Source organism: Castellaniella sp., assembly GCF_049651205.1.
Lineage (GTDB): Bacteria > Pseudomonadota > Gammaproteobacteria > Burkholderiales > Burkholderiaceae_B > Castellaniella.
The window spans coordinates 14,274-40,945 of sequence record NZ_JBASBR010000001.1 but is presented as its reverse complement, the minus strand read 5'-3'; the positions used below and the strand labels follow the sequence as shown (position 1 = coordinate 40,945).

The 26,672-nt window shown below is 57.8% G+C and carries 24 protein-coding genes, 1 tRNA gene and 2 pseudogenes; 8 read left to right on the top strand and 19 right to left on the bottom strand.

Annotated features, from left to right (window positions below):
• Positions 1-305: 305 nt before the first annotated feature.
• From WA928_RS00215 to WA928_RS00205, 3 genes are all read right to left on the bottom strand, one after another.
• A tRNA-OTHER gene (locus tag WA928_RS00215) sits at positions 306-405 on the bottom strand.
• Positions 396-1,232: a hypothetical protein gene (locus WA928_RS00210; RefSeq protein ID WP_424298126.1), complete on the bottom strand. Its 837-nt coding sequence runs from the start codon at positions 1,230-1,232 to the stop codon at positions 396-398. Before WA928_RS00210 ends, WA928_RS00215 begins: the two co-directional genes overlap by 10 nt.
• 296 nt (positions 1,233-1,528) lie before the next feature.
• A complete protein-coding gene (locus WA928_RS00205) occupies positions 1,529-2,200 on the bottom strand; it encodes a TetR/AcrR family transcriptional regulator (RefSeq protein WP_424298124.1) in 672 nt (223 codons plus the stop codon).
• Between the two features lie 105 nt (positions 2,201-2,305).
• On the opposite strand from WA928_RS00205, the gene WA928_RS00200 reads away from it, so the two are divergent.
• Positions 2,306-2,743 carry a VOC family protein gene (locus WA928_RS00200; protein WP_424298122.1) on the top strand — a complete coding sequence of 146 codons (438 nt, stop codon included), beginning with the start codon at positions 2,306-2,308 and terminating at the stop codon, positions 2,741-2,743.
• Positions 2,744-2,832: 89 nt separating this feature from the next.
• Here WA928_RS00200 and WA928_RS00195 read toward each other — a convergent pair whose 3' ends face one another.
• The 5 genes from WA928_RS00195 to WA928_RS00175 all read right to left on the bottom strand — a co-directional run bounded on the left by WA928_RS00195 (position 2,833) and on the right by WA928_RS00175 (position 6,659).
• The gene (locus tag WA928_RS00195; RefSeq protein ID WP_424298120.1) at positions 2,833-3,480 is read right to left on the bottom strand and encodes a DsbA family oxidoreductase; all 648 of its coding nucleotides are present in this window, start codon (positions 3,478-3,480) and stop codon (positions 2,833-2,835) included.
• A 135-nt stretch (positions 3,481-3,615) separates the two neighbouring features.
• On the bottom strand, positions 3,616-4,065 hold the full coding sequence (locus WA928_RS00190) for a hypothetical protein (protein WP_350381264.1): 450 nt from the start codon (positions 4,063-4,065) through the stop codon (positions 3,616-3,618).
• Positions 4,066-4,078: 13 nt separating this feature from the next.
• The gene (locus tag WA928_RS00185; RefSeq protein ID WP_350381265.1) at positions 4,079-4,240 is read right to left on the bottom strand and encodes a hypothetical protein; all 162 of its coding nucleotides are present in this window, start codon (positions 4,238-4,240) and stop codon (positions 4,079-4,081) included.
• Positions 4,241-4,258: 18 nt separating this feature from the next.
• A complete protein-coding gene (locus tag WA928_RS00180) occupies positions 4,259-5,242 on the bottom strand; it encodes a cbb3-type cytochrome c oxidase subunit II (protein ID WP_424298118.1) in 984 nt (327 codons plus the stop codon).
• Positions 5,243-5,246: 4 nt separating this feature from the next.
• On the bottom strand, positions 5,247-6,659 hold the full coding sequence (locus WA928_RS00175) for a cbb3-type cytochrome c oxidase subunit I (protein WP_424298116.1): 1,413 nt from the start codon (positions 6,657-6,659) through the stop codon (positions 5,247-5,249).
• 367 nt (positions 6,660-7,026) lie between these two features.
• Between WA928_RS00175 and WA928_RS00170 the strand changes: the two genes are divergently transcribed.
• Together WA928_RS00170 and WA928_RS00165 are read left to right on the top strand one after the other, a co-directional pair.
• Positions 7,027-8,814, top strand: coding sequence for an ABC transporter ATP-binding protein (locus WA928_RS00170; protein ID WP_424298114.1), 1,788 nt, complete (start codon positions 7,027-7,029; stop codon positions 8,812-8,814).
• A gap of 1 nt (position 8,815) precedes the next feature.
• Complete coding sequence (locus WA928_RS00165) at positions 8,816-9,445, top strand: PIN domain-containing protein (protein WP_417277270.1); 630 nt, start codon at positions 8,816-8,818, stop codon at positions 9,443-9,445.
• Positions 9,446-9,579: 134 nt separating this feature from the next.
• On the opposite strand, the gene WA928_RS00160 is transcribed toward WA928_RS00165, so the two are convergent.
• Positions 9,580-10,374, bottom strand: a complete 795-nt coding sequence (locus tag WA928_RS00160) for an SDR family NAD(P)-dependent oxidoreductase (RefSeq protein WP_417277271.1) — start codon at positions 10,372-10,374, stop codon at positions 9,580-9,582.
• 118 nt (positions 10,375-10,492) lie between these two features.
• Here WA928_RS00160 and WA928_RS00155 point away from each other — a divergent pair, with 118 nt between their 5' ends.
• Positions 10,493-11,356 (top strand): LysR family transcriptional regulator, encoded by an 864-nt coding sequence (locus WA928_RS00155; RefSeq protein WP_424298111.1) that lies wholly within the window; start codon positions 10,493-10,495, stop codon positions 11,354-11,356.
• An 8-nt stretch (positions 11,357-11,364) separates the two neighbouring features.
• Here the strand turns inward: WA928_RS00155 and WA928_RS00150 are convergent.
• From WA928_RS00150 to WA928_RS00140, 3 genes and pseudogenes are all read right to left on the bottom strand, one after another.
• Positions 11,365-12,084: pseudogene (locus tag WA928_RS00150) on the bottom strand (GNAT family N-acetyltransferase); the annotation flags it as partial.
• A 60-nt stretch (positions 12,085-12,144) separates the two neighbouring features.
• A complete protein-coding gene (locus tag WA928_RS00145) occupies positions 12,145-12,744 on the bottom strand; it encodes an NADPH-dependent F420 reductase (protein ID WP_424298109.1) in 600 nt (199 codons plus the stop codon).
• A gap of 76 nt (positions 12,745-12,820) precedes the next feature.
• A pseudogene (locus WA928_RS00140) lies at positions 12,821-13,042 on the bottom strand (SDR family NAD(P)-dependent oxidoreductase); the annotation flags it as partial.
• A 138-nt stretch (positions 13,043-13,180) separates the two neighbouring features.
• On the opposite strand from WA928_RS00140, the gene WA928_RS00135 reads away from it, so the two are divergent.
• Positions 13,181-14,167 carry a LysR family transcriptional regulator gene (locus WA928_RS00135; protein WP_424298107.1) on the top strand — a complete coding sequence of 329 codons (987 nt, stop codon included), beginning with the start codon at positions 13,181-13,183 and terminating at the stop codon, positions 14,165-14,167.
• Here the strand turns inward: WA928_RS00135 and WA928_RS00130 are convergent.
• From WA928_RS00130 to WA928_RS00120, 3 genes are read right to left on the bottom strand one after another with little or no spacing between them, the layout of a single operon-like run.
• Positions 14,103-15,116 (bottom strand): substrate-binding domain-containing protein, encoded by a 1,014-nt coding sequence (locus tag WA928_RS00130; protein ID WP_424298105.1) that lies wholly within the window; start codon positions 15,114-15,116, stop codon positions 14,103-14,105. The two genes, WA928_RS00135 and WA928_RS00130, sit on opposite strands and share 65 nt — an antisense overlap.
• Positions 15,117-15,132: 16 nt before the next feature.
• Positions 15,133-15,843, bottom strand: coding sequence for a sulfite exporter TauE/SafE family protein (locus WA928_RS00125; RefSeq protein WP_424298103.1), 711 nt, complete (start codon positions 15,841-15,843; stop codon positions 15,133-15,135).
• Positions 15,840-17,234, bottom strand: a complete 1,395-nt coding sequence (locus WA928_RS00120) for an amidohydrolase family protein (RefSeq protein WP_424298101.1) — start codon at positions 17,232-17,234, stop codon at positions 15,840-15,842. Before WA928_RS00120 ends, WA928_RS00125 begins: the two co-directional genes overlap by 4 nt.
• Positions 17,235-17,530: 296 nt before the next feature.
• Between WA928_RS00120 and WA928_RS00115 the strand changes: the two genes are divergently transcribed.
• Positions 17,531-18,925, top strand: a complete 1,395-nt coding sequence (locus WA928_RS00115) for a uracil-xanthine permease family protein (RefSeq protein WP_424298099.1) — start codon at positions 17,531-17,533, stop codon at positions 18,923-18,925.
• Between the two features lie 87 nt (positions 18,926-19,012).
• On the opposite strand, the gene WA928_RS00110 is transcribed toward WA928_RS00115, so the two are convergent.
• Together WA928_RS00110 and WA928_RS00105 are read right to left on the bottom strand one after the other, a co-directional pair.
• Entirely contained in the window at positions 19,013-19,420 is a 408-nt protein-coding gene (locus tag WA928_RS00110) for a DUF2231 domain-containing protein (RefSeq protein ID WP_424298097.1), read from the bottom strand.
• A 4-nt stretch (positions 19,421-19,424) separates the two neighbouring features.
• On the bottom strand, positions 19,425-19,763 hold the full coding sequence (locus WA928_RS00105; protein ID WP_424298095.1) for a hypothetical protein: 339 nt from the start codon (positions 19,761-19,763) through the stop codon (positions 19,425-19,427).
• Between the two features lie 117 nt (positions 19,764-19,880).
• Between WA928_RS00105 and WA928_RS00100 the strand changes: the two genes are divergently transcribed.
• Positions 19,881-20,549, top strand: coding sequence for a cupin domain-containing protein (locus tag WA928_RS00100; protein WP_424298093.1), 669 nt, complete (start codon positions 19,881-19,883; stop codon positions 20,547-20,549).
• Between the two features lie 73 nt (positions 20,550-20,622).
• Here WA928_RS00100 and WA928_RS00095 read toward each other — a convergent pair whose 3' ends face one another.
• Positions 20,623-21,936, bottom strand: a complete 1,314-nt coding sequence (locus WA928_RS00095; protein WP_424298091.1) for an NAD(P)/FAD-dependent oxidoreductase — start codon at positions 21,934-21,936, stop codon at positions 20,623-20,625.
• Between the two features lie 108 nt (positions 21,937-22,044).
• Between WA928_RS00095 and WA928_RS00090 the strand changes: the two genes are divergently transcribed.
• Positions 22,045-23,007: a LysR family transcriptional regulator gene (locus tag WA928_RS00090; protein WP_424298089.1), complete on the top strand. Its 963-nt coding sequence runs from the start codon at positions 22,045-22,047 to the stop codon at positions 23,005-23,007.
• A 47-nt stretch (positions 23,008-23,054) separates the two neighbouring features.
• Here the strand turns inward: WA928_RS00090 and WA928_RS00085 are convergent, their stop codons facing one another.
• Positions 23,055-26,666, bottom strand: coding sequence for a hydantoinase B/oxoprolinase family protein (locus WA928_RS00085; RefSeq protein WP_424298130.1), 3,612 nt, complete (start codon positions 26,664-26,666; stop codon positions 23,055-23,057).
• Between the last annotated feature and the right edge of the window lie 6 nt (positions 26,667-26,672).

Sequence of the window (26,672 nt, the reverse complement as noted above, 5' to 3'; positions counted from 1 at the left end):
CTCGCGTCGGGCGTATGGTTTCAGAAACTTTGAGAATTACCGCATGAGAGTCTTGGCTCAATGCGGCTGGAACGGTGTCATCAACCGTGTCTGATGAATGCCCATCCCCCGTTAATGGGGTAGAGCCCGGCGAAGTCACTCACCTTGGTCACTTTCTGTTCGACAAGGAGGCATTCGCCCATTCGGTCTACGACGGGAAACAAATCAGCGCTCCCCATTCACATTGCGTCTGCTATCTGCATGCCGTGTCAGCCCAACGGAGTCATAAACAGACGTCAGCCGCTTGTGACCGGAATCAAAATCGGTGGTGGCCCATCTTGGATTTGAACCAAGATCTGCCCCTTCACAAGAGCACTGCGAAGTGACCTTGTGAAGGGGGACGCTCGACCGTTAAGCTAATGGGCCAAAAACTTGTCAAGTATACCTTCGGCTCTCGCCACGGAAACGCCATAATCAGTCCGAAGCTTGCCAATCCAAGCATTGCGCTTGCGCTGGGACGAATGCGTCAGGTCACTCTGTTTGAGCTCAAGCATTACAAACAGCCGTTCGTCGCCGGGATCCAGTTCAGCATCAATCGCCTTCGTTAGAGCAAGTCCCACCTGAGCCAACAACTTGACGTCGTGGAATGACAGTTGGTTAATACTATTAGGCGCAGACTGCATTCCATACTCGACACGTGCTTGATCAAGCAGCTCAGCATTCTTATCGTAGTATTCCTTGGCCTTTTCCAGTGAATCTTTACTTGGATGAGCGATAGCATTTCGCACCAAACGATAATAGTCCATCGCTGCGATGCGGTGTTTTCCTAAGCGCGCTGTGTGCACCTCCGGTCGCGAAAGGGTATTGCGAGCTAAAGATGTGAACGGCCCATCACCATCGTGTTGAACCCAGGGCCTCCCATTTAACCGGAAGAAGTCATCTCGAACCTCTTCCAAAAACAGATCAAAACCACTGTATAGACTTACCACGTTCAAGCGCGCGGTGCTCTGGATGATCTTCTGTGATCTCAAACCGTCGACGACGACACCATGCTTCTCGGCCATTGCTTTCCACGGATCCGCAACATCATTTGCCTCGATGATGGGAATCACCTCGTGGATTCCAACGTGCAGGCCTGCCGCTACGGCAGTCAGCTCACCGATGAAGGACTTGAACGAACGGGCTGCTCTACTTGAATAGGCATTCACTTTTATTATTTCAAATGAGCGGTGGTCGGAAAATTGCGCAGACAAGAAGGCTCTATGGGTCGAAGCGGACTTGGTAAGAAATTCCTCCAACCTATTTTCATTAAAGCAGAAATTAGCAGTTGTCTGCTTTGGTGTGGCATTGACTTAACCCAAGGGAACGTCTGCTCCTGGCCGTAAGCAGTCATCCGTACCTCACCAGAACCTACACCGTCACGCCCACTTTCCCCGCCGTCACAGTGCCCATGGGGTTGCACCTGAGTCCAGAAGCGCTGGCCGTCGTCTCAGCAAGAACGGTGCGAGCCACAACTAGCAATAACATCGTGTGGGCGTGAGGCGGTTGATCAACCACCCAGCTCCGCCAGCAACCCTCGCTCAACCATCGCCACCAACTGTTCGGCGAGCGCCTGGTGTTCGGTTTCGCCCTGGCCCCGCAAGGGGCCGTTAAGCACCAAGAACGCCATGCCGTGAACAGCCGACCACGCCATCCACTCTGCTCCGGCGCGACGTGCGGGGAGCATCAGACCCGCATCGACCATTCCGTCCAGGGCTTGGCCCAGCAACTGGAAGGGATCCAGGCCGCTGGCACCTTGTGCCGACTCATGGTCAGAGTGGGGAGTTTCGTTCAAGTCGAATGGCTGTGCCGCAAAGGCAGTGCGGAACAGGCCAGGCTCCTGACGCGCAAAGCGCAAATAGCCCAGCCCCACACCGCGAAAAGAAGCCCGCGCGCGCAAACGCGGATCGTCCAGGGGTTGCACCGCATTGATCTCGGCCTCGATGGCGTACGCCAGTTGCGATAGCGCGACCCCTCGCACCGCCTCGAACAACGCTTGATGGTTCGCAAAATGGCGATAGGCCGCGTTTGGCACCACACCTGCGCACCGCGTCACTTCGCGCAGCACCACGGCATCAGGCCCACCCTCGCGCGCCAGCGCGACACCCGCTTCAAGCAGCGCGGCCCGCAGGTTCCCGTGTCTATAGGTGCGGCGGGCCGGGCGCAAAGGATCATCCGACATTTAGAAACAATTTTTATGTGGACAGCGTCCACTCAGGCTTTCATATTAACACTAAGTGTACAGCGTCCACACCCTCATCATTCACGGAAATCCTGGGAGATCCTGATGCAGCTCACCCCCTATCTCAATTTCGACGGCGAGTGCGCCGAGGCCTTTGCCTTCTACGCCAAACTGTTCAACGGCACCATCGTCTACCAAGGCACCTTCGGCGAAATCCCGCCTACCGCCGATATGCCGCCTATCCCCGAATCGGCCCGGCAGCGCATCATGCATGTGCATCTGCAAATGGGAGACCAATCACTGTTCGGGTCCGACGCCATGCCAGGTGCGGACACCGCTTGCGGCGGCTATCAGGCGCCGCAAGGCACGTGGGTCTCAATCCATGCAGCCGACACAGCCGAAGGCCAGCGCCTGTTTGACGCGCTGGCACAAGGTGGTCAGGTCGTGATGCCGTTTGCCAAAACCTTCTGGTCACCGGGCTTTGGCATGACCCGAGATCGCTTCGGCACGCCGTGGATGGTGAACGTCACGTTGGCTGAATGAAAGAAGAAGCGCCACGAAGCAACTTGGCGAAACGTGCTTTCAGGGCAGCCTTGGGGCACAGACGCACGGGAGCGGAGATTCCCTGAGATTTACCCGGCACCAGCCACCTGCCGCAACGCCTGCTCGAATGTCTCGGGGGGCTGGCCGCCCTGGATCAGGTGCCGGTCGTTCAGGATGATGGAAGGGACAGAATTGATACCCTGCTGGGTGTAAAACCGTTCACGCGATCGTACGTCCGCCGAATACTCGTCGGAGTTTAGAATCTCGCGTGCGCGATCCTGGTTTAACCCCGACTCGCGGCACAACCTGATCAGAGTCTCGTGATCGCTGGGATTCTCGCCGTCCGTGAAATACGCCTTCAAGAGCGCATGCTTCAATGCCAGCTGGTGCCCTTCAAGGCCCGCCCAATGCAAAAGCCGATGCGCATCGAAGGTGTTGTACGTATGCGTGCGCTTGTCCATGTTGAAGGTGAAGCCGACCTCGCGGCCCCGTGCCGTGATGAGTTCGCCATTTTGGCGAACCTGTTCTGGCGTCATACCGTACTTGCGCGATAGACGCTCGACGGTATCCTGCCCTTCGGGCGGCATGTCCGGGTTCAGCTCAAAGGGTTGGAAATGAAGTTCTGCTTCGATTTCGCCCTCGATCCTGGACAATGCCTGCTCCAGCGAGCCCAACCCCACCGCGCACCAGGGACAAGACACGTCGGAGACGAAATCGATCTTGATACGGGTGACCATGTGAAGCTCCTACCAATAGATTGCAACTGACATATTCTATCCAAGGGTAGCACCTTGAAGACCGCCTTGGCGCCGCCCGGAATTTGCTCTCCTGCATCTAGGGCGCCATAAGGGTCAAGGAGATCCAGAGTCAAGTCAATGCTGCCACATCGTGCCGTGGACGTAGGTTGGTGTACTGGCAAATGGCGCGGGTGGCTCCCACTGCACAGCCACATACCATGCGGACCACGCGACGATGATCAGCGACAGCACCCATAGCCATACCGGTATCGGCGAGGGCGACTCGGCGCGACGAGGTTCGAACCGCTCTTCTGCGCCAAAGGCATTGACGGTAAAGCTCAGGTCGCCATGCACGACCGAGTCGCTGCGCAGTCCTGTCAAGGTGATGCCCGGACCATTGCGCACCTGAAACGGCACCTCGCGCACACCAATGCGCCCACTGTGGCTGCGCGCCTCGATATGCAGGCGATGCGGGCCGTCCGGCAATGCATGCGTGTCCAGGCTAACGGTAACTGGCGGCTCGTAATCCGCGATGGGATCCGGGCGGTCATCCAGGTAAATGCGGATGCGGGATTCTTCTTCCATGACCTTGATTCCTTTATCGATCATCATCCATGATCAGATATTTCGGGTGATTTTTATCCTGCTCGCCAGGCTTGACCAGCATGATGATGGCGGCAACAAAACACCCGATGGCACCCAACCCAAAGACAGCAATAATGATCAGATTGCCGATCAAATGGTTTGCAAAACTGTCCATTATCATGATGCAGGCCTCCTATTTTTTAGCCCGTACGGCAGCCACGTCTTTCGCAGTCACGGTTGGCGCCTGATTACCCCAGGAGGTCCGTTCGTGATCGATGATGTCGGCAATTTGGCTGTCGCTTAACTGGGATTCAAAGGACGGCATTTGCGCGGCATAAGTAATGCCATTGATAACCCTGCCGTGCAGGCCGTGCAAGACGACGTGGATATGCTCGGTGGGGTCTTTAGCATTGACCACCGGATTTTGCGCCAACGGGGGGAACACACCCGGAACCCCTGCCCCTTGCGCGCCATGGCAGGCGGCGCAGGTGGATGCAAACAGCTTCGCACCATCCGCAGCGTTAAAGGTGCTTGCACCCTTACTGCCTGTAGGCCCGGCCGCCGTCGTCGCACCTGTTGGCGCCTGCGCCGCGGCGGCGGGCGCACCGGCAGCCTGGGTATTGGGCAGTGCGGGCTGCTTCAGGGACAACAGATACGCCACCAGGGCCTGGGCATCGGGGCTGGGAATCACCACGCCATGGGCCGGCGCATAGGCCTTGGGCACAGGCACGGGCTGCGTGCCCTGCGGGGCCTGCGCCACAAGCTTGAACAACGCAGGAAACGACGGCATGACCGACTGCGGCACGACGGCACGCGGATCATACAGATGGATGTACTGCCAGATCTTGCTGGATTGGCGCTTGCCGATATTGGTCAGATCTGGCCCGGTGCGCTCGGATGCCAGCAGCTCGGGGGTCTGGTAGGCAAAATCCCCAGGCGCCGATGGCCGGCCAAACACGCGATCGATGGCTTGCGGCCTGACCTGCTGGGTATGGCAATAGACACAGCCTTCGCTGATGTAAACCTGCCTGCCCTTTTGCTGCCACAGGGTCAGTTGATTGACCTCCGGCCCGGGTGGCACTTGCGATAACTCGATGCCGGGCAAAACCGCCATCAGTACCGACAAAACGATATAGAGCAGTGTCGAGCCACCCGCAATGGCAATAAGTTTATTCATGGTCTCAGGCCTCCGCCGGCAGGGGGATGGAGGTCTGCGCAGCCGTGGACGAGCCCCGATACGTCATCGTCCAGACATTCCACGCAAACACCAGGTGGCTTAGAAACATCAAGGTGCCCCCCACAGAACGCCACAGCCAGTAAGGCCCCATATCCACCACCGACTGAATGAACGGCGCACCGTGTATCCAGTCCAGCCCCTGTATCGAACCGCCGATGGACAATGCCAGCACGTACACGATGATGCCAACCGTGGCCAGCCAGAAATGAATCCCCAGCAGCAGGTTATTGGGCGCCTTGCCGGTTGCCTTGGGCAGCAGCGCGTAGATGCCGCCCCAGATCGCAAAAGTGACAAACCCGTACATCGTCAGGTGGGAGTGGCCCACGGTGTAATTGGTGAAGTGCCACATTGCCTGCACGGACCGGAAGGCCTCGACCGTGCCCTGGGTAGACCCCAACAGATAGCCCAGCACACCCACCAGGATGAACATGGCCGGAGTGCGGCGCATGCGCTCGGGGCGCCCGCGCATGGTCATCAAATAATTGGCACTGCCGCCCCACACGGGCACCAGCATCGCCACGCTGGCAACGATGGCGGTTGTCTGCAGCCACCACGGCAAGGGGCTAAATAGAAAATGGTGCGCGCCCAGCAGCGGGTAAAACGCCAGGTTTGTCCAAAACGCAAAGATCCCCAACGAGTACGAATAGATGGGCCGGTTCATCAACTTGGGCAGGGCGTAATAAAAAACACCCAGCGACAGCGGCGTGAACCACATGCCCACGGCGTTATGCATGTAGTAGCCCTGAACCGCAACCTGCCCCAACCCGTGCTGGTACCAGGGCACCATCGTCACCACCACAATGACAATCGTCCACAAAGTGCCGCCGATGGTGTACCAATTGGACAGGTAGATATCCTTGCCTTCGCGGTGCGCCACCGTGGCAATCATGTTCCACGCAGCAGTCACCAGGCCGGCGCCCAGGATGGCGCGGATCCACCACAGCCATTCGCGATATTCCTGGCCGCCGTTGTTGTAGCCCAGATCCAGCGTAACCGTCCCGGCAATGGCTGCGACATTTAGCAGCACCAGTGTTGCCCACGCCAGCTTCGCGCTGTAGAGGCGTGTGCCAGAGCTCTTTGCAGAGATATAGAGGGCAAGGCCGATCAGCGCCGGGCTGGCCCAGGCATAAAAGGTATCGTTGGTGTGGATGGGGCGCAGGCGCCCAAATGTCAGGGCCGGTGCGGTGGCCAGTTCTGGTGACACGAGTTTTAACGAAAGCAGGACACCTACCGCAGTGGCAAAGATCAGCCAGATCGTTGCGCATATCGTATACGCACTGAACAGGCGGGTCAGTTCGTCGTCACCGTCGGATGGCCGCGCGGATCTTGCAATGATGGTGACGTTTTCATCAGCCATGAATACTCCCGGTGGGCAGGCGCCTGGCCGTCCGGGTGGTGTGCAGTGGGTGCGACAGGGAAGTCTGAAGCTGGCTCTCAGTCGTAGATGGCAAATGACTCTGCCATATCGCGCGCCGCCTAGCGTATGCGCCGTTTCTGTAGAAACTTCAAGCTTAAATAGTACAGTCGGACATTGACACGACCCTGAATTCATACGCCAGGGGCACTGTTTTAAGCTTGCTGTTAGTTGGTCAAGCAAAACGCCAACCCGGCATCCCCTGCGCGTAAAATGACGATATCTTCTCACTCACGATACCGCCCTGTTTACGCCTCTCTTTCGCTGGTTCGAGTCCCGGATCCCTGTCTTCCAGGAGCCGGACGAACGCATGCCGCCCACTGCGGTGGGACGCTTCTATCTCCATTACCTGGTGCAGGTCTGGCCGGTGTTTCTGGCTATTTTGGTGGTCGGGCTGGGGGTAGCCTCGATCGAAGTGGCCCTATTTGGCTTTATCGGCCGCATCGTAGACCTGGCCAAGGAGATTCCCGAGCCGGGCTTCTTCATCCGCCACGGGCACGAGCTGGCCTGGATGGCTCTGATCACGCTGGTTGCCCGGCCTGTGTTCAGCGGCCTGCACGATTTGCTGGTCAACCAAACCATTGTCCCCAGCCTGACCAACCGCATCCGTTGGCAGAACCACCGCTATGTGATCCGCCAGAGCCTGGGCTTCTTTCAGAACGACTATGCCGGCCGGGTTGCCAACCGTATCCTGCGCACTGGCGATGCCTTGCGAGACTCCGCCGTCCAATTGGTGGATGCGCTCTGGTACGTCCTGGTCTACACCGGCAGCGCGATCGCCCTGTTTGTACACGCGGACTACCGATTGGCCCTGCCGCTGCTGGTCTGGATCATCGTCTACGTGGTTCTGCTGCGGATTTGCGTGCCGCTCATGAAAGACCGCTCCTGGCAGGCCTCGGCGGCAGCCTCCAAACTGATGGGCCGCATCGTGGATGGCTACGGCAACATCCTGACGCTGAAGCTCTTTTCTGATCGCCAGAGAGAAGAAGCCTACGTCGCCGAAGCGCTGGCCGAACAGACCGACAAACTGGCCCGCATGACCCGCATCACCACCGCGCTGGACGCGGGGGTCACGGCCCTGAACAGCCTGCTGATCGCCGGCACGTCCGGGCTGGCGCTGTGGCTCTGGAGCCGGGGCGAAGTCACGGTGGGCGATATCGCACTGTCCACTGGCCTGGTCATCCGCATCAGCAATATGTCGGGCTGGGTCATGACGGTCGTCAACAGCATCTTCTCCAACGTCGGGGCAGTGCAAGACGGCATTACCTCGATTTCACAACCCAGGGCAGTCCAGGATGAGGCTGGCGCCCCACCGCTACGCGTGGTTGAGGGTGCCCTGCGCCTGCACGATGTGCACTTTCATTATGGTTCACAGCACCCCGTCTTTACCGGGCTGAACCTGAGCATCCACGGCGGAGAAAAGGTCGGCCTGATCGGGCCGTCCGGCGCCGGGAAATCCACCCTGGTCAGCCTGTTGCTGCGCCTGCACGACATCCAGGGGGGCAGCATCACCATCGACGGGCAGGACATCGCCCAGGTTACCCAGGAAAGCTTGCGGATGCAGATTGGCGTCGTCACCCAGGATACGTCCTTGTTGCATCGCTCGATCCGGGACAACATCCTGTACGGCCGGCCCGATGCAAGCGAAGCGCACATCCTGCAGGCCATCCGCAAGGCCCAGGCCGACAGCTTTATCCCGGATCTGGTCGACCGCGACGGCCAGCGCGGCCTGGATGCCACGGTAGGCGAACGCGGGGTAAAACTGTCTGGCGGGCAACGCCAGCGCATCGCCATCGCCCGCGTGCTGCTAAAAGACGCACCCATCCTGGTGCTGGATGAAGCCACCAGCGCCCTGGATTCGGATACCGAGGCCGCCATCCAGGACAGTCTGGACATCCTGATGCAAGGTAAAACCGTCATTGCCATCGCACACCGGCTATCCACCATCACCCGTATGGACCGCCTGATCGTGCTGGATCAGGGCCGCATCGCCGAAACCGGCACCCATACTGAATTACTGGCCCGAAACGGGCTGTACGCACATCTGTGGCGGCGCCAGACCGGCGGATTTGTCGCATCCGATGAGGCGGGCCTTTGAAATGCCCCAGCCTCAGCAAATCTCTCACCCACAGGCCTGCCCTGCCCCACCCTTTGTCGTTCTTGATGCCTGTGTGCTGATGTCCACCGTGCAGCGCCAATTGCTGCTGCGCGTGGCCGAACAAGGCGTATTTCAGCCGATCTGGACAGAACGCATCGGCGAGGAGTGGCGCCGCAACGCCGAGCGTGTCTGGCAGGTTCCACCTGAAAAACTGGCGAATCAATGGGCAGACATGAACCAGCGCTTTCCTGGGGCCATGGAGCCCAACACCGACCCCTATGAAGTCGGGTTGCGCTACAGCGACCCCAAGGATTTTCACGTGATCGCAGCAGGCTTGGCACGTAGAGCACGCTGCGGCTTGCAGCGCCCGCCAGCCGTGCACGTAATGACATGGAATCTAAAGGATTTCAACCGATCCGAACTGCGGCGCCAGGGCTTGAGGGTGTGCACCCCCGATCAATTGCTGGCCGACTGGTGGCGGGCGGAACCATCGCGCCTGGACGCTGCCGTACAGGCTGTGGCTGTCGACTCTGTTGCGCTGGGCCACGCGCCCGAGCCGCTGGCCGACACCTTGCTGCGTGAACGGCTGTGTCGGCTCAAGCGTCTGGCAACCGAAGCCCCTGCACGGTGATGCTCTGGAGGCACCCAACCGTTCGTTACCCCCGTACCGACTGCATCGACGCAGCGGCCCACATCCGCCCAGCTTTAGTTCAGAGAATTGATTGTGGAGCATACTGCATCGTTGTGGCCGGTTTATCCCCGATTTCAGGCGACTGAGCGAACGACCCCACCATCAACCCGCAACGCGGCGCCAGTGGTTGCAGATGCCTCTTCCGAGCAGGCATATACCACCATGTTCGCAACCTCTCGGGTTGTTGCGAACCGGTTGATCAGCGAGGTTGGACGAGCCGCTTTCAGGAACTGCTGTTCGGCCTGCTCTTGAGTAATGCCTTGCTCTTTCGCTGTCGATTCCATCCAATTGGATAGAATCTCGGATCTCGTCGGGCCGGGCAGTACGGCATTGACCGTAACGCCCGTTCCGCCGACGAGTTCAGCCAGCCCGCGTGAAACAGCAAGCACCGCGGTCTTGGTCATGCCGTAGTCAATCATTTCCTTCGGAATGTTTAGCCCGGATTCACTGCTGAGAAACACCACACGGCCCCAGCCACGTGCCACCATTTTCGGCAGGTAATGACGGGCCGTGCGCACACCACTCATGACGTTCAACTGGAACAGGTTCAGCCATTCGCTGTCGTCCTGGTCGAAAAAATTGTTCAGAACCGCAGTGCCGGCATTGTTGATGAGAATATCGGCGTCCGGTGCATGTTCGAACAGCACTGCACACCCTTGAGCGGTGGCGACGTCTGCCGTCACGCCGCTTAATTCAGCCCCTGGAAACAGGGCGCTTATCTCGCGCAAAGCGGCATCCACCCGCTTCTGTGTGCGCCCGTTGATGACCACCGCCGCACCTGCACGCACCAGCCCTTCGGCAATTGCACGGCCAATGCCTGCGGTGGAACCGGTCACAACGGCTTTGTGTCCCTTGAGTTCAATATTCATCAAATTTCTCCTGTTCTGAAGTTTGTATAGGAAGCATGGTAATTCCATTCTTTTGATGTGATAATCCATGTCTTTGGTATAAAACCTATTCCAAATAAGAATGGATAAATTCAGTGAAATGAGCGCCTTCATCTCCGTAGTCGAAACGGGCGGATTCTCTGCTGCTGCGCGGAAAACCGGACAGTCGCAATCTGCGGTCAGCAAGGCAGTCAATGCACTGGAAAAGCGCCTGGGCGTAGCCTTGCTGCATCGGAGCACGCGCAAAGTGACCCTGACCGACCAGGGACAGAAATACTACGAACGCACCAAGCCCCTGCTCGACGAAATCCTTGTAGCGGATAACGAACTGACCAGCAGCGTGCAGGATGTTTCAGGCTCGATTCGGATTGCCGCACCCTCAACGTTCGGCCGTCTGCACGTGCTGCCACTGATTCCCAAGCTGTTGTCGCTCTATTCCGGTCTGCAGGTCGATTTGGTGCTGTCCGATGCGCTGCGTGACATGGTCGACGACCGGATCGATCTGGCAATACGCATCAGCCAGGTCAACGATCCGGATTCCGTTGTCCGGCGAGTGGCGAGCACGTCTCTGGTCTGCGTGGGTTCCCGACACTACTTCGCACAGCGTGGCATTCCAAAAACGCCAGCCGACCTTATCGACCATAACTGCTTGATCTATGGCGAAATGACCGAATGGGCATTTGCCGGCTCGGGAGGGCGTTTGAGCATCCCCGTGCGTGGCACATTGTCTTCCAACAGCGCAGAGACAATCCTGGCAGGTGTGATCAATGGTGTGGGCATTGGTCTGATGTATCGCGCCTCATTGGTCGGAGAGTTCGGGACGCCGGACGTGATCACGGTGCTCGATGAGTTTCTGAACGAAACGCGTGATGTCAGCCTCGTCTGGCCCAAGCGCCGGTTCATCCCCACACGAGTGCGACGCGCGACGGACTTTCTGACCACAGCACTTTCAGCGCGCCTTTAGCCGGGTGAAGCGCTTGCTGCGCCCTCTCTGATGGCAGCCAGCGACTTAATCTGCCTGCCCTGGCCGTCGAAGTTCTCCGGAGCCAACCAAGCCAGAAACACCTCTTTGAGGCGCGGCCACTCTTTGTCGGTGATGGAAAGCCAGGCCGTATCGCGGGATCGCTGCTTATAGACGGTGGCCTGTCTAAAAATGCCCTCATAGATGAAGCCCAGCCGCTCGGCCGCTTTGCGGGATGGCGCATTGAGGCTGTCGCATTTCCATTCATAGCGACGATACCCAAGGCCTTCGAAGACATATTGCATCAGGAGGAACTGCGCCTCTGTTGATGCAGGTGTCCGCTTGAGCAGCGGCGAAAACGTAACGAAACCGACCTCGATGGCGCCGCCACGGGGATCGGCGCGCATCAGCGCCAGCGTCCCTACGGCACGCCCAAACGTCATGTCGATGATTGCATAATGCTTCTGATCTGTGGAGCGTTCCAGGTTTTTGGCATGCTGCAGGTACGCCGGCATGCCATCGAAAGGCCCAACGGAAAGATACGTCCAGTCACGCCCATCCGGCGCCTGGCTGTAGGCCGTATAGAGGTCATGCGCGTGGCGATCTGCGCTGATAGGCTCCAGGCGACAAAACTTTCCCTGGAGCACCACATCCCCTGGTCGCGGCCGTTCCGACCAATCAGGTAGTGGCTCGCCAATGGGTTGTCCGTAGTGATTGAGGCGGGTACTCATTTTTCCTCCTGGTAGTGGTGGCTCAGTACCGCACTCTCAATTATGCAGGGACAATCGTGATTACGCCTCTTGCTTGAACAGATCCTGAAAAATCAGAGGCCCCCAGGCCGCGTCCTGTGCATGCACAAGTGCGCCGCCCTCTTCGAGCTTCCCAAGATTCACAGGTGCAAAGCCAAGCCGCTGGGCAAGCGTGGCAACCGACGCGACGGCATCATCATCATTACCGGCAAGAAACACCACTCTCCTGGCGCTGTTTACAGCGGGATCCCGAGCAAGGACACCCGCGCCCAAATGGTTGAAGCCCTTTACAAGCCTGGCGCCAGAAAATGCCCTTGAAACCAATGCGGAAGACAGGAGCCCATCCAGTTCCTCGGAGGGGGCCAAGGTATTCATCGCGTCGATGATGGTCTTTCCCTTCCAGCTGGGCAGCACCTTCGCCACCTCGGGGTGCGACTCGAAACGAACCGCCAAAAAGATGGTGTCGGCCTTGACGGCTTCCTCCAGTGTTTTGGGAAGAATCGTGGGCCCGATCGTAGCCGCATCGAATGCGAAGCTGGCGGGATCGCGTGTGGCTGCTACGGATACTTCGATGCCATTGCGGGCAAATGCCTTGGCAAGTGCTTGGCCGATGTTGCCAAAGCCGATAATTGCGTAACTCATATACTTTCCTTGAATTTATTAACGCAGTCAGATCGCGTCAAAGTTGTGCCAGGCCACCGTCCACGGCAACCTCGCTGGCGGTCATGCCCGGGGCACCTGTTGTGCCGGCGCTCGATCCGGTCAGGATGATTGCCCCTCCCTTGCCCATCAGCGGCAACGCCTTCTGAACCGTGAAAATCGTCCCTTTCACGTTGGTGTCGAAAATTTCGTCGATGTGCTCGGCGATGATCTCACCCAGCGCCATTTGGCTCCTTGCCCCTGCATTGGCAAAGACGATATCCAGGGTTCCACGCTCAGCGGTCTTTCCATTCAATCTATTCATAATACGTCGCCAAATCGGCGTCCTTTACTGAAGTTAGTAAACAGTCTAAGCACCTTGACGTATCAATACAATTGACGAAAAATTGCTCAATTCAATCTATTATTTAGATCAAATATGCTCGACAGCGTTACGATTAACCAGTTGCGCGCATTTGTTGCCGTCTGCGATCAAGGAAGCTTTTCCGGTGCGGCGCGCAAACTCAGGCGTGCACAATCCGCCATCAGCCATGCCATCAAGGTGCTGGAAACCGCATTTGATGTTGAGTTGTTCGAGCGCAACACACGAAAGGCGCAGCTCACGGCCGCGGGGCACAGCCTCTTACCAGACGCCAGAGCAGTCATCTCCCGCACAGAAGAGATGAAAAACCGCGCCAGCTCGATCGCCAAAACCGGGGCACCGCAGGTTTCAGTTGCCGTCGATGCCTACTTTCCGCGCAGCCACCTGATCAACTGCCTGAGGAAGCTGCAGGCAGAGTTCCACAACGCGTTGATCGACCTGCGTATCACCACCATGCAAGGCGGCGAAAACCTGGTGCTCGAAAGAGTATGTGCGCTAGCCGTCACCATCAATAACGTGCCCGAGGTGAACCCGGATGCCATAGAACGCGACTGGCTGTGCGAGGTGGAGATGGTGACGGTGTGTGCGCCCTCCCACCCGCTTGCTTCAACACCAGAGCCCATCCCGATGGACGAATTCAGCAGACATGTTCAGATTGTCGTGACGGACAACCAGCCCGGGGCAGAGAAGATCCAGCAGGGGGTTGCGGGCAAGCGCCAGTGGCTGGTTAATGATCTCAGCGCCAAGCGCGATCTTCTCAATGCCGGTCTCGGCTGGGGACACTTGCCGCTGCACCTGGTTCGCGACGACCTCGCAAGCGGACAACTCGTTGAACTTGAACGCCGCGCCTGGCATCTCGGTTCTCTCACGTTCATGATCTCGCAACGGCGGGGGCATGATCTCTCCCCATGCGAATTTCGCCTGGTTGAGCTTCTTGGCGCACCTCAGTGCGACTCAAAAAACGGGCAGCGCGCCGCTCCTACGCACCTGTCGACAGCCGTGCCACCAGATCCGGCACCGGGAGATCAAGCAGCGGATCTTTGATCTCATGGCCCAGGATCTGCAAAAGCCGCTGCACCGCAACGCTGGAAACAGCGTCCAGATGCAGGTTTACCGCCGTCAGTGGCGGATGGCACATCCGGGCGCGCACGCCGTCGTGACGGGTGGTCAGCAGCAAATCTCCGGGGACACTTAACCCTGCCGCTTCGATGGCGTGCAGAGCACCACTGGCAAAGGTATCGATCGGAACACAGAGTGCATCCAGTTCTGGATGTGCTGCCAACAGGCGCGCCGCAGCTTGCTGGCCGGCTGCTTCGCCTTCTTCTTCGGCGGCCATGGCCACCACAGGCGTAAACCCCTGGGCCTGTGCCGCAGCCAGGTAGCGTTCGTGAAAGCTGCGCTGAGAGGCCCGCCCGCTGGCACCCAGGATCAGCCCCGGGCGCCGGGCACCCGATGCATACAGATGCGACAGCAGCAGATCTGCTGCGGCTGCATGCTGCAGATCGATATTGTTTGGCCCAGGCTCGCCACCGACAGTGACATAAGGCACTGCACGCTCGTCCAGCTCCTGGGCGATAAGGTCATCCGGCGCAGGCTCCAGCAGGATGGCGCCATCGATGTCCATCAAAGACAAGGGGTCGCACTGATCCATGGGCGGTGCCAGCACAAGGACATAGCCACTTAACAGGGCTCTTCTGGCCAGGCCCATGGCCAGTTCAGTAAAAAAGCCCAGTTGTGATTCGCCGGCCGAGACCGCAGCCGGCATGGACGACAGCAAGGCAATTGCATGAGAGCGTCCGGTTCGCAAGCGCTGGGCCCGGACGCTTGGGCGATATTTCAGGCGTGCCGCCACATCCTTTACATGCTGGCGCGTGCGCGGATCCACCTGGCCGATGCCGTTTAGAGAATGAGACACTGTCGTGGGCGAAAGCCCAGCCTCGCGGGCGACATCGGCGATAGTGACTCGTTTGGGCGTACGGCGATTGTTGATCATGGGAGGCAATCAGGATTTAGGCTTGCAAAATCACCACGATTCCGGAGACGCTCGAGAAACCCAGGACGAGATAGCGTAGCAAAGGCCCGTCCAGGCGGTGGTGTACAAACTTGCTTGCGTACGATCCTAGCACCAAAAACGGCAGCATCTGTAGCGAAACAAGCAAGGTATGGGCATCCACCTTGCCGCCAATCGCCAGAACCACGATCGAGATAACCTCGCCCACCAAAAAACACAGCGCAACCGTGGAGCGCAGGACTGAGCCGCTTTTGTGCTGATACGCCAGTGCCAGTGGCGGCCCACCTACGCCGGTTGATGTTTCGGTGATGCCTGTGATGAGACCAACCAGGCCCAGGCCTTTCTTGCCCAGATCAAAGGACGGAGACAACAGCGCCACGATGGCGGCAATCAGGGTAGACCAGCCAATCAGCAGGGACAGCTGATGCAGATTGACCACCAGCAAGATCCACAAGCCCAAAAACGTGCCCGCAAACCGGCCGATACTGATCAGTTTTACACCCCGCCAATCGATGGCCGCACGCTCACGCCAGCCAACATACGCGTTAAGCGGAATCATCAGCACCAGCAGCATCACCGGGATCAGGCCCGGCGCAAACAGCGTCACAATCGGCGCCGACAGCATGGCAAACCCCATGCCGCTGCTCCCCTGGGCAAAGGCGGCAATAAAAACAGCCAGCCCGATCAGCATGAATATGGTTGGGCTCATGGATGCCGAGCCCCCCATTGGGCGCGATGCTCACTGGCTAGGGGATTGATCCGATGGATGGGTGCGCTTGCGACAATATTTTCCGCCAAGGTACGGGCACGATCCATCAGGGCGCTGCCGTCCCAATCCACCGGCATGCCACGGTCAAGCCGCAGCCGCCCGTGGACAATTACGGATTCGATTTGGTCCCGGTTTGCCAGCCGCACCAGTTCCCACTCCAGATCCCAGGAAGGTACCAGTTCGGGGACATCCAGATTGACCACCAGCATGTCGGCATAGGCACCCGGTGTGATGACTCCCACCTTGTTGGTCAGACCCACCGCATCCGCGCCACCTTGCAATCCCATATTCAACCAACGCCAGCCGCCCCCTGAAGCAGAGTCTCCGGACGCCATCGTGTAGGCCAGGCGTTGTGCGGTCTCCGCCGCATCCATCAGGCGGAAGGCGTCGCTGCGGGTGCCGTCTGTGCCCAGCCCCAGCCGCACGCCCAATTCACTGAGCAACAGGGCCGGCGCCACAGCGTTGCCTTTCCAGACACTGGCCACCGGGTTGTAGCTCACCGCGGCGCCGCTGTCGCGCATCAAGGTAATCTCGTCGGGGGTCAGCAAGGTGGCATGGGCCGCCAGCAACTCGGGGCCGATGGCGCCCAGGTGGCCCAACCGCTGCAGCGGGCGCAACCCCGTAGCAACCAAGGAGCGCTCGACCGCAGCCAGATGCTCGTTCAGGTGCGTCTGGAAAGCGACATGGGCTTCGCGTGCCAGCTGCGTAACCGCTACCAGAACTTCGTCACTGGCCGCTTCAGGGATGGAGATCGCCAAAGAGGGGTGGATCATCGGATTTGCGCCCCATCGATGCAGATGATGCTGTGCCAATTGCAGGATCTCCTCTTTTGAGGCCACACACTGACCCCCTTGCAGATCATTGCAGATGGCACCCAGCACACATCGTAATCCCACCTCAGAGACCGCATCGGCCACGATTTCCATGCCAACTGTCGCCCGGGTACCTGCATCGGCCACAGTGGTAAATCCCCCACGCAGGGATTCCCAGGCCGCCAGGCGTGTGGCCACGTCAATTGCCTCGGCGTCCATGTATTGTTCCATCGGCACCCAAACACGCTTGAATATTTCTGACGGCTCACCAAACACCAGCGATTTTCCAAACGTTTGCGTGACATGATGGTGGGCATCGATAAAGCCAGGCATCAGCAGCCGATGCTTTAGCGCGCACACGGGCAGATCCTGGCCGGCAAACTGTTCCAACGGCCCCACGGCTGTGATCATGCCGCTCTCAACACGAACCCCGAAGCCCGAACGCACGCCTTCGGGCAGCAGCACGTTGTCTGGCGCCAGCAAGACGGCCCGCTTATGCATGTCCTTCAATGCGTTCATCTCCGATCTCCTTGGAAAATAACCCAGGACAAGGCAGATGGAATGTTCAGAGAAATTCCCGTTCTGTATTGCCCAAATCGATTTGTGTGATGAAATTCTACCTGCCAAATCGAATTGGGGCAATTCATCAAGTGTCGATCAACCAACAGACTGACCAGCCTGCCAATGCACAGAGTAAACCCTATATTGACAGAAATGACGAGAAGATTGAGGATTCACATAAATCGATTTGGGAAACAAAAAACATAAACCCAAATCGATTTCGTAAACCCATAAACCGCACTTAGAGGCCAGTCATGGAGACAAACCATCCTTCTCAGGGTGATGCCCTGGTGGAAGAAATCCACCCAGTGGATCAGATCCGTCCCGTCGGCAAGCTGTTCATGTTTGCCATCCAGCATATTCTTGTGATGGTTGCAGCGCCCGTATCATCCGTTTTTCTGATTGCCAAGGCTCTGAACCTGTCCGAGGCGCTTTCCTCGGCCCTGCTATCCAGCGTTTTCGTCTTTTGCGGCCTGGGCTCGATCCTGCAGTCTGTAGGCATCGGCAAAATCGGCGTACGGCTGCCATTCATCATGCTGCCCGGTGGCGCTGCCACGATTCTATTTATCTCGATTGCTCAGGGAACAGATCTGCAGACAGCGGCGGGCGCGGTCATCCTGACCGGTATTTTCTACCTTCTGGCCGTCACGCTTTTCGTCCGTATCCTCAAGTATTTCCCGCCACTGGTCATTGGCACCATGGTCCTGGTGATCGGCATCAGTCTGGTCAGGATTACCGGCTTTCTGTTCACGGGCAGGCCGGGCACCGAGCATTTTGGTGATCCCATGCAGCTGCTGCTCGCATTGGTCACCATTGTGTTGACGGTCTTGTGCTTCAGGTTCCTGCGCGGCTTTCTGCGTCAGCTGGCCGTCGCGTTTGGCCTGGTGGGCGGCACGCTTTTTGCCATGGTGCTTGGTGAGACCAACTTCACGGCGCTGATCGCAGGCCCCGTCATCAGTACCCCGACCCTGTTTCCCTTTGGCATGCCGCATCTGGATCTGGTCGCTGCAATCCCGATGTTGGTCTGGAGCCTGGCCTCGATGGCAGAAGCCACTGGTCAGACCGTCATTAACGGTGAAATTGTAGGGCGCGAAGTCGACCCCACCCGGGATGTACCGCGCGTGATCCGCTCGGACGGCATTATCTCCATCATCGGCGGGCTGTTTGGCACACCGGTCATGGTCACCAGCGGAGAAAACATCGGCATCGTCCGTGCCAGCGGGGTGCGTAGCCGTTACGTGACGGCTGTTGCCGGCGTGCTCCTTATCGTGATCGGCTTTACACCGATGGCACGGATGCTCAACGGCATCCCGCCCGCGGTCGTCGGCGGCACGGCTGTCGTCGTGTTTGCGATCATCAGTGTGCTTGGCATCCAGATGCTAGCCAGAGTCGACTTTACGCAAACGGGCAACCTGGTTACTTGCACGCTGGCATTGGCACTGGGCTTGCTGCCAGTATTGATCCCCGGCATGTATCACAGCCTGCCGGCCAATATACAAACAATTTTTGGCAGCGGTGTGGCTATGAGCGCTCTGGTGGCTGTCTTGCTGAATCTGCTGTTCAATCACTGCGGCAACAACCGGCAGAGTGGTTCTACGCCCAAGCCGGACGAATCCCCACAAGCACGCCCAGCCAACTACCGCATCTGAACTTGACGGGCGGAAAGCCGCCTGACAGCAAAATAATAAAGGGCCGCCTGGAGGTTGTATGCGAAACCATCCACTACCTCCAGGCAATCAGCGCCCGATGCCGTGGCCGTAGACCAAGCGGCCGCCCAACCAGCCGCCAACAGCCAGCGTGATAAAGCCGGCCAGGCTCAGCAACAGCGCCAGCACATCCGGGGCCAGTGGTTGCAAGTGATCCAGCCGCAGAAAAAGCCGCGCCGTGTATAGCGTAAAGGCGGCCAGCATAAGCCCCATGTGCAGATACACATCCCGTAGTGCGGGGCCGTCCGGTACGCGGGACAACTCCATCAGGCCAGCCATCATCGCCAGCAGAGCAACAACACAGCCCACCATAAGCAGGCCAGCCGACCAACGCCAGGCGGATTCCCCTAGCCAAAGACTGCTGAAATCAGCCAGCGTGGCCAGCGACCAACAGGCAATTGGAAAGTGAACCAGTGCCGGATGCAGAGGATGGCGCATGGTCTTAGAGTACGGCGCTAAGTAGCGTAAGGAAGCCAATCACTGCAACGCCGGCGTGCACAACCACGATGGCCTTGGGCGGAAGCCGCTTGCGTGCATGAAAGGAGACAAGAAAGAACCCTCCCAATGCGGCAATCAGCAGCAGGATGAAGCCAACCAGCACCGGCTGCGAAGCAGCCCCTTCGGCCAAAGTCATGATGAGCAATATCAGGCCCACAGCCCCCAGCAAGGCATGCAACAGCGATAGCGCCCAGGGTGCAAATTTGTCGCGCAGGACGTGGGAGGCAAGAATCAGGCCTCCGACGGCCGCGATGGCGAAGACGATAATTGCGGCGGTAAGCATTTTTTGTCCTTAAATAGCAGTATTGGGTTTTGAACGGTATGCTCCGTTGAAACGGGCCACCTCATCGCCATAGATGCCTGGTGGATGAAAAACGTTTCACTGCACAAAACAATACTTATGCTTATCAATGCCGATTTCTCGCAACGCGCCTCGGTGACCTCCCAACAATACCAATGGATCACCTCTCCCCAGGGTGGTGTCGAGCGCGTGATGCTGGATCGCATCGGCGCAGAAAAAGCTCGTGCCACCAGCATCGTGCGATACGCACCCGATTCTTATTTTCCAAACCACAAACACCCCGAAGGCGAGGAAATCCTCGTGCTGTCAGGCACCTTCTCCGATGAGAGCGGAGACTTTCCCGCAGGCTGGTACCTGCGCAATCCGCCCGGCTCCGGCCACCAGCCTTTCAGCCGGGACGGCGCCACCATCTTCGTCAAGCTTCGGCAGATGGCCGCAGGCGATCAGCATCTGGTGCGCATTGATACCCAAGCCCCATCTGCCTGGCAGCGTAATGGTGACAGCGAAATCTGCCCCCTGTTCTCGAGTCACCAGGAAAATGTCTGCCTGCAACGCGTGTCGCCGAATCAACCCATACCCACCCAACACACAGGAGGCCTGGAGTTGCTGGTCTTGTCCGGTGAGGTTTTGATGGATGAGCAGCATTACGCACAAGGCAGCTGGATACGCCTGCCGATGGACGACACCCCCGTCATCACCACCGGCGCACAGGGTGCCACTATTTACCTCAAGACAGGCCATCTGGCTAACATCACGGTAGCGGGGTAGGAATGGACGGGGCACACTGGCTTCGCTGGATATCTACAGCCAGTTCACAGCAATGCCCCTACCTTGTTGACATTCACATCTCTTTACCAGCCCGCCAGCGCTCAAACCGAATGGCGCTATGTATTGCCAGGCTACGCAGTGGCTCTGGTGGCAGCCAGGAAGGCTCCGCCAGGCTCAAGGCGTCGCTCAGCAAGTCTGACTGCCCACCCATGGCCATTTCCGCCATCAGTTGCCCGTAGACCGTCCCCTTCAGGATACCCACGCCATTGCAACCGACCGCGGCAAAGACATTCTTTGCAGGCTGGCCCAGGTAGAACGCGCCGTTTCTGGTGAGTGCGGTGGTTCCTCCCCAAACGGATTCAAAACTGTGGTCAGACAGTTGTGGAAAGCGACTCACATAACGGCCTCGCAGCAGCGCCTCAACCTCAGGCAACGGGCTTGCCTTCTCGTATGAGTAACTGGTACGCACCAGAAAACGGTTGCCATGGATGCGCCGCAATGTTGTCCCTAATCTGTGGGCAGGCAAGATACCCCAGTTTTCTACCGCACCGCTGCGTGCAATATCTTCCGCGCTCAGCTCAGGCGAAAGACCCGCATATGTATAGATAATGGCCAGACGATCCCGCAAAAATCCCAGCTCTTTGAGAAATCCGTTAGTAGCCAGCATAACGGCACGCGTGCGCACAGAATGGGCGCCAATATGAACCTCTGCACCGTCAGCAGTCGCCGAAATTGCGGTAACCGGCGTGTTTTCGCTAAGATGAACATTCTCCGGCAAATGATCAGCCAACCCACGGATCAGCGCTGCCGGCTGGATCAGTACGTTGTGTGAGGTCCAATAACCATAGTCGTAATAGCGCGTTCCAAGGTCGTGTGCAAGCTCTCCAGCACTTAGCTCTCGACACTCCACACCCCATTCCTGAAATCCGTCCAGATATTCACGCAGATGCTCCGCACCCTGTGCAGTAGCCGCCGCATGATATTTTCCGACTGCCTGCCAATCGCAATCAATCTGGTGCTGTTTGACAAGTGATTCCAGAGCCTGCACACCTGTCTGATATAGCCGCAGTTGTTTATGCGTGCGCTGAGCAAATAATTGGCGGCTTTCATGGCTGGCACGGGCAACGTGAGGTTCGCTGATCATAAAACCGGAATTCCGCCCGGAGGAACCTGAATCGACGACCCCAGCATCGCACAGTAGAATCTCTTCGTCGGGATTAAGTTCAGCCAGACGCCGCGCAGCTGCCATACCTGTATAGCCGGCGCCCACTACCACGTAGGCGTACTGGCTATCTGGCTTCTGGATTTGCCTTGGCTCACGCGGTGGCAGTAGTTGATTCCATCCCGAGTTGTTTTCGTAAATAGGATAGAGTGGGTGGCGCGACATGGAGTTCATCCCCGTAGGTTTAATAATTACAACCAGCGTAGTCCTGGGTTTCGCGCAGGTTTACTTAGTGAGAGAAACTTAAGCAGTGCTTCAGTCAGGGTGTATTCGATGACGCCGTATCCCTTTGATCTTCATTCCCTGCGTGCTTTTGTGGCTGTATGCGAGGCACAGTCCATGGCGGATGCAGCGCGCACGCTGCAAGTCACCCAAAGCGCCACCAGCCAGCTCATCAAAGCACTGGAAAAACAAAGCGGCATGACTTTGTTCGATCGCGATTTCCGGCCTCTCCGGCCCACGGCCCAAGGATTGTTGCTGCTGGATATGGCAAAGGATCTCCTGGCGCACGCCCAGTCAGTAGCGGGCCGCCTATCAGATCAATCGCAACAGGCGATCGTACGCATGGGATGCGTCGACTCATTTACAGGCGCATGCGGCGGCCCACTGGTGCGTGCCCTCAGCAACCGGGTGCGCGAAGTCTCTCTGTGGTCCGGTTTAACGCCCGGTTTATCGGGCGCCCTGGAGCAACGAGAACTGGACATCGCCATTTGCACGGTTTCACCGTTAACGGATACCCGGATCACGCAACGTTTTCTGTTTTCCGAACAATTTGTGGCGGTAGTGGGAAAATCACTGCTTGAGGGGCGTGCACCCACCATGGCCACACTGGCCAAGCTGCCACTTATGCGGTATTCACGGCGCTCCGTCATTGGCCAACAAATCGAACGCTACCTGCTACATATCGGCATACAAGCACCGCTCAAATATGAATTTGATGCCACCGACCCCATCCTGGACCTGGTCAGTGCAGGAGAAGGCTACGCTGTCACCACGCCCCTGTGCCTATGGCAAGCACGCCATTATCTGGATCAACTCCAGGTGATGCCGCTTACACCAAGTAAACTGGGCTCGCGTGGTTTCTTCTGCTTAAGCCGCGTCGGTGAATGGCAGGCCCTGGCCCGGCAGGTCGAAGACGTCACCCGCTATATCGTCATGAATGATGTGCTTCCACAACTTCGAAAGCACCTGCCGGACATCGCTGCTGACGCGATTGATGTAACACCGGCGCACTAAGTGCGCCGGCTCTGTAAAGCTCAGCCCGCAATAATTGCAGGCTACGATCACACGTTGTAGCCACCTCCTCCCGGCGTTTCGATGACAAACAGGTCATTCACCTGCATATCCGCCTCATCGTTGGTGCCCAACACCTCAACGCGGCCATCAGAACGCACCACATAGTTTTTGCCTGCCTGTCCAGGCTCGGCTCCGCCGACACCAAAGGGCTGGGTACTTCGATGCGAAGTCAGCACCGTCGCTGTCATCGGACGCAAGAACCGCACCTTACGCACAACGCCATCACCACCATGGTGCTGTCCTGCACCTCCTGAACCATGCCGGATGGAAAACTCCTCAACCCGAACGGGGTAACGCCACTCGACCACCTCTGCATCTGTCATCCGGGTGTTGGTCATGTGACTATGCACGGCACTGGCACCATCGAAGTCTGGCCCAGCACCGGTACCCCCGCAGATCGTTTCGTAATTTTGGTAGACCTCATCGCCATACACAAAATTATTCATGGTGCCTTGTGAGCCAGCCAATATACCCAATGCACCATATAGGGCTTCGGTGATCGCTTGCGACACCTCCGTATTGCCTGACATAACAGCCGCTGGGGGCAAGGGGTTGATGAAGGAACCTTCTGGAGTGATGATTTTCAGAGGCTTCAGGCAACCTTCATTTAATGGAATATCATCAGCTACAAGCGTTCGAAAGGCGTAAAGCACTGCTGATTTGCATACCGACGCAGGCGCGTTGTAGTTGCCATCCACCTGTGCAGTTGTGCCAGTGAAATCAATGACGGCTTCGCGGCTCTCTGGTTTCACGCGAATTTCCAGATGGATGACGCTGCCGTTATCCAGGGCATAGCTGAAATGCGAATCCTTAAGCTTGCCAATGACGCGGCGTACGGATTCCTCCGCGTTGTCTTGTACATGCAGCATGTATGCATGCACCACATCACGCCCAAAATGGCTGACGGCCTTCATGATTTCACGGACACCGGTTTCATTGGCAGCGATCTGCGCCTTCAGGTCGGCCACGTTCTGGTCCGGATTACGGCAAGGATAGCGCCCCGAACCCAACAACTCACGCAAGGCCTGTTCGCGCAGCTGCCCATGCTCCAGCAGCTTGAAGTTGGTAATAACTACCCCTTCCTCGTCAATTGTCCTGCTGTCCGGAGGCGCCGAGCCAGGTGTCTTACCGCCAATATCGGCGTGATGGCCACGCGAAGCGACGTAAAACAAAATATCTTTCCCGTTCTCGTCAAACACCGGCGTCACGACAGTGATATCCGGCAAATGAGTGCCTCCCACGAACGGATCATTGAGCATGAACACATCGCCTGGCTGGATAGAATCCTGGTTGCGTGTAACAACGGCCCGTACCGATTCCCCCATCGACCCCAGATGCACGGGAATATGTGGTGCATTGGCAACCAGCCCTCCCTCCGGGTCGAAGATGGCGCAGGAGAAATCGTAGCGCTCCTTGATATTGACTGAATAGGCAGTGTTGGCAAGGGTTGCACCCATTTGCTCAGCAACCGACATGAACAGATTATTAAAGACTTCAAGCATCACGGGATCAGCATCCGTACCGACATGCTCGCTCTCTGGCAACGGCACCACCCGGGTAAGGATCAGGTGCCGAAATTCGTTCATGGTTGCGCGCCACCCGGCTTCGACAACGTTGGTGCCTGTAGGCTCCACAATAATGGCGGGCCCATCAACGTGATGCCCGGGATGCAGATCCGCACGCTGATACAAGGGCGCTTGCACGCGCTGATCAGCCGACACCATAGAGATCTGCTCACTGCTCGGCAGTGGCAGGTTGTTGGATATGGCCTCTGCCTGATCAGCGATTTCCGGATTATGCGCAATTGCTTCGACAGTAAGCGCATCGATGATGATGTCCTGATCAGGTGTGCAAAAGCCATAGCGCTGCTGATGCAAGGATTCAAAGCTGGCTTGCATGGCCCCCAGGGTGGCAAGCTCAACCAGAATAGCCTGATGGCTTCCGGCATAACGCAGGTGCAAACTGACCAATTGTTCGGTTGGCCGATCGCCCACTTGCTGCTCCACGAGCTCGGCTCGGGCTTGGTTGGCCAGATCATCAACTGCACTCTGCAACGCAACCAGGCCTTCTTTCGTAAACGGGCTATTTACTTGCCGATTATGAATACTGCGTACATCCGCTAGGCCGATGCCAAAGGCCGAGAGCACACCGGCGTACGGATGCAGGAAAACCCGTTTCATGCGCAAGGCATCTGCCACCAGGCAAGCGTGCTGGCCGCCGGCGCCACCAAAGCAGTTCAAGGTGTAATCCGACAGATCGTAGCCGCGCTGAACCGATATTTTCTTGATGGCGTTGGTGATGTTGGCAACAGCAATTCGCAGGAATCCGGTTGCCACTTCTTCAGGGCTGCGCGGTGCGCCTCCGGTGGCTCGCGCAATCTCTTGAGCCAGTTCGGTAAATTTTTTCCGGACAATAGCCTGATCCAACGGCTGATTGGCGTCAGGGCCAAACACGCGCGGGAAGTACGCCGGGTTGATTTTCCCCAGAATGACATTGCAGTCCGTCACCGTCAGCGGCCCACCCCTGCCATAGCATGCCGGCCCTGGATCAGCACCCGCCGAATCAGGGCCCACCCGATAGCGGGCACCATCAAAGTGCAGGATGGATCCACCACCGGCAGCCACGGTGTTGACGCTCATCATCGGCACACGAATGCGCACACCAGCCACTTCTGTTTCGAAAGAACGCTCGAATTCACCAGCATAATGGGTGACATCGGTTGATGTGCCACCCATATCAAAACCAATCAGCGTGTCAAACCCAGCCTGATGCGCGGTGCTCACCATCCCGACCACGCCACCAGCCGGGCCCGAGAGAATGGCATCCTTACCGCGAAAGTGTTCGGCACTGGCCAGCCCACCGCTGGATTGCATGAACATGAGGCGTGTGGCCTGATCAGGTGTTCGATCCTTATCCAGTTCACCCGCCACTTGCTGCACGTAGCGCTGCAAAATTGGCGATAGGTAGGCATCCATTACGGTCGTGTCGCCCCGTGGCACCAGCTTCATAAGCGGGCTTACTTCATGGCTGACCGAGATCTGCGTAAAACCAACCTCCCGGGCCAGCGCGGCCAGGCGTTTTTCGTGCGCAGGATATTGATAGCCGTGCATCAGCGCAATAGCTACTGCACGGATGCCATCATCGTAGGCAGCTTGCAAGCCTTTGCGTGCAACAGCCTCATCAAGTGGCTGCAACACAGTGCCTTGCACATCCACTCGTTCCTGGGCTTCAAGCACACGCTCGTAGAGCATTTCGGGCAGCACGATATGCAAATCAAAAATATGGGGCCGGTTCTGGTAACCGATGCGCAGCACATCTCCAAACCCGCGTGTAGTCACGAATAGCGTGCGATCTCCCTTGCGTTCCAGCAAGGCGTTTGTCGCTACCGTCGTGCCCATTCGCACGACTTCGATCAGCCCCTCAGGGATCACTTCATTCTGAGCGACTCCTAAAATCTCTTTGATGCCATAGACCGCTGCGTCACGGTAATGCTCAGGGTTTTCAGACAGCACTTTATGGCAGAGAATTGTGCCATCCGGTTTTTTTGCAATGATATCGGTGAAGGTACCACCTCGATCCACCCAGAATTGCCACATAATCAGTTT

Excerpts from the sequence above, each read along its gene's own strand:
- WA928_RS00205 (WP_424298124.1), bottom strand. The coding sequence starts at position 2,200 with ATGTCGGATGATCCTTTGCGCCCGGCCCGCCGCACCTATAGACACGGG.
- WA928_RS00200 (WP_424298122.1), top strand. The coding sequence starts at position 2,306 with ATGCAGCTCACCCCCTATCTCAATTTCGACGGCGAGTGCGCCGAGGCC.
- WA928_RS00195 (WP_424298120.1), bottom strand. The coding sequence starts at position 3,480 with ATGGTCACCCGTATCAAGATCGATTTCGTCTCCGACGTGTCTTGTCCC.
- WA928_RS00190 (WP_350381264.1), bottom strand. The coding sequence starts at position 4,065 with ATGGAAGAAGAATCCCGCATCCGCATTTACCTGGATGACCGCCCGGAT.
- WA928_RS00185 (WP_350381265.1), bottom strand. The coding sequence starts at position 4,240 with ATGGACAGTTTTGCAAACCATTTGATCGGCAATCTGATCATTATTGCT.
- WA928_RS00180 (WP_424298118.1), bottom strand. The coding sequence starts at position 5,242 with ATGAATAAACTTATTGCCATTGCGGGTGGCTCGACACTGCTCTATATC.
- WA928_RS00175 (WP_424298116.1), bottom strand. The coding sequence starts at position 6,659 with ATGGCTGATGAAAACGTCACCATCATTGCAAGATCCGCGCGGCCATCC.
- WA928_RS00170 (WP_424298114.1), top strand. The coding sequence starts at position 7,027 with ATGCCGCCCACTGCGGTGGGACGCTTCTATCTCCATTACCTGGTGCAG.
- WA928_RS00165 (WP_417277270.1), top strand. The coding sequence starts at position 8,816 with ATGCCCCAGCCTCAGCAAATCTCTCACCCACAGGCCTGCCCTGCCCCA.
- WA928_RS00160 (WP_417277271.1), bottom strand. The coding sequence starts at position 10,374 with ATGAATATTGAACTCAAGGGACACAAAGCCGTTGTGACCGGTTCCACC.
- WA928_RS00155 (WP_424298111.1), top strand. The coding sequence starts at position 10,493 with ATGAGCGCCTTCATCTCCGTAGTCGAAACGGGCGGATTCTCTGCTGCT.
- WA928_RS00145 (WP_424298109.1), bottom strand. The coding sequence starts at position 12,744 with ATGAGTTACGCAATTATCGGCTTTGGCAACATCGGCCAAGCACTTGCC.
- WA928_RS00135 (WP_424298107.1), top strand. The coding sequence starts at position 13,181 with ATGCTCGACAGCGTTACGATTAACCAGTTGCGCGCATTTGTTGCCGTC.
- WA928_RS00130 (WP_424298105.1), bottom strand. The coding sequence starts at position 15,116 with ATGATCAACAATCGCCGTACGCCCAAACGAGTCACTATCGCCGATGTC.
- WA928_RS00125 (WP_424298103.1), bottom strand. The coding sequence starts at position 15,843 with ATGAGCCCAACCATATTCATGCTGATCGGGCTGGCTGTTTTTATTGCC.
- WA928_RS00120 (WP_424298101.1), bottom strand. The coding sequence starts at position 17,234 with ATGAACGCATTGAAGGACATGCATAAGCGGGCCGTCTTGCTGGCGCCA.
- WA928_RS00115 (WP_424298099.1), top strand. The coding sequence starts at position 17,531 with ATGGAGACAAACCATCCTTCTCAGGGTGATGCCCTGGTGGAAGAAATC.
- WA928_RS00110 (WP_424298097.1), bottom strand. The coding sequence starts at position 19,420 with ATGCGCCATCCTCTGCATCCGGCACTGGTTCACTTTCCAATTGCCTGT.
- WA928_RS00105 (WP_424298095.1), bottom strand. The coding sequence starts at position 19,763 with ATGCTTACCGCCGCAATTATCGTCTTCGCCATCGCGGCCGTCGGAGGC.
- WA928_RS00100 (WP_424298093.1), top strand. The coding sequence starts at position 19,881 with ATGCTTATCAATGCCGATTTCTCGCAACGCGCCTCGGTGACCTCCCAA.
- WA928_RS00095 (WP_424298091.1), bottom strand. The coding sequence starts at position 21,936 with ATGTCGCGCCACCCACTCTATCCTATTTACGAAAACAACTCGGGATGG.
- WA928_RS00090 (WP_424298089.1), top strand. The coding sequence starts at position 22,045 with ATGACGCCGTATCCCTTTGATCTTCATTCCCTGCGTGCTTTTGTGGCT.